Origin of the sequence: Glycomyces arizonensis DSM 44726 (assembly GCF_000482705.1) — a bacterium.
Classification (GTDB): Bacteria; Actinomycetota; Actinomycetes; order Mycobacteriales; family Micromonosporaceae; genus Glycomyces; species Glycomyces arizonensis.
Map to the genome: position 1 here is coordinate 1 of NZ_AXWO01000052.1, position 1,312 is coordinate 1,312.

2 protein-coding genes are annotated in these 1,312 nt (G+C 58.8%); both read right to left on the reverse strand.

What is annotated here, in order from left to right; translation table 11 throughout:
- Positions 1–63: 63 nt before the first annotated feature.
- Complete coding sequence (locus H613_RS0120585; protein WP_245598622.1) at positions 64–924, reverse strand: IS3 family transposase; 861 nt, start codon at positions 922–924, stop codon at positions 64–66.
- A gap of 20 nt (positions 925–944) precedes the next feature.
- On the reverse strand, positions 945–1,312 hold a 368-nt coding region (locus tag H613_RS0120590), incomplete at its 5' end, for a transposase (protein ID WP_156926166.1).

The window sequence follows — 1,312 nt, forward strand, 5'->3', positions numbered from 1 at the left end:
TGAGGTGCCCCGCATTTTTCGGACAGTTGGTTGCTGACAACTTCCTGGGGTGATGTCTTCCTATCAGGTCAGCTCGTAGGCTTCCCGGACTTCGACTGGTGGTCGATAGTCGACAGCGGAGTGAAGCCGCCGAGTGTTGTACCACAATTCAATATATCGCATGATGTCACGCTTGGCTTCGCGACGGGTCGTGTATGTGACTCGGGATACGAGTTCGTTCTTCAGCGCCGCGAAAAAGCTTTCTGCCATCGCGTTATCGAAGCAGATACCAGTCCGCCCCACCGACCGCAGCAGCCCATGCGAGGCGCAATACTCGCTGAACCGTTGCGACATATAATTCGATCCCCGATCCGAATGGAAGATCGCGCCCCGGCCGAGCCGCCGATCACGGCGACCCATCTCCATAGCCTCGATAATCAAATCGGTGCGGAAATGATCGGCCATGCTATAACCGATGACTTCCTTAGTACAGCAGTCGATCACGGTCGCCAGATACAACCAGCCTTCCGCGGTGGCAACATAGGTGATATCACCGACGAACTTCATCCCCGGCGCCGGCGCGGTGAACTCGCGTTTGACACGGTCGGGCACGTCGGTGGCCTCGACCGGGTCAGTCAGGTTGACCCGCTTGGGCTTCGGCTGGCACGGCACCAGGCCAGCCTCGCGCATGAGGAAGCGGACCAGTTCCGGTCCGACCGTGACACCGTTGCGGCGCAGCTGCGCGTGAACGCGCCGATAACCGTAGGTCGAGTCGGACATCTCGAAGATGTCCTTGATCTGTGCCGTCAGTGCCGCACGTCGTTGGTCGGTCACCGACGCAGGGCGATCTCGCCATTCGTAGTAGCCGCTCTTGGCGACCTCAAGCTGGCGGCACATCCATACCACGGGGAAAGCGTACTTCACGTCTTCGCGCATGAGCTCGATGAACTCATAGCGTTCGGTCGCTACTGCTCCTTCGCGAAGTACGCGGCTGCTTTTTTTAGGAACGCGACTTCCATCTCGAGTTCACGGATGCGTTGTTCGGCCCGACGCATCTCCGGTGATTCCATGGACATGGACTCACTGGTTTGATCGGGAGTTGCGCCGGTAATCCGTCGCTGCTTGCGGGCTTGCTTCACCCAATTCCGGAGCGTCCACTCGTTGATATCGAGTTCCGCGGCCACCTTGGCAACGGATTTGCCGCCATCGAGCGCCATATCGATGGCCATCTGCTTGAACTCGGGCTTGTAGGTGCGTCCCTGACTCACAATTCCTGCTTTCCGTTCTACCAGCGATCGTAACGCTGGCTGTCCAGAAAACCCGAGGCCCCTCA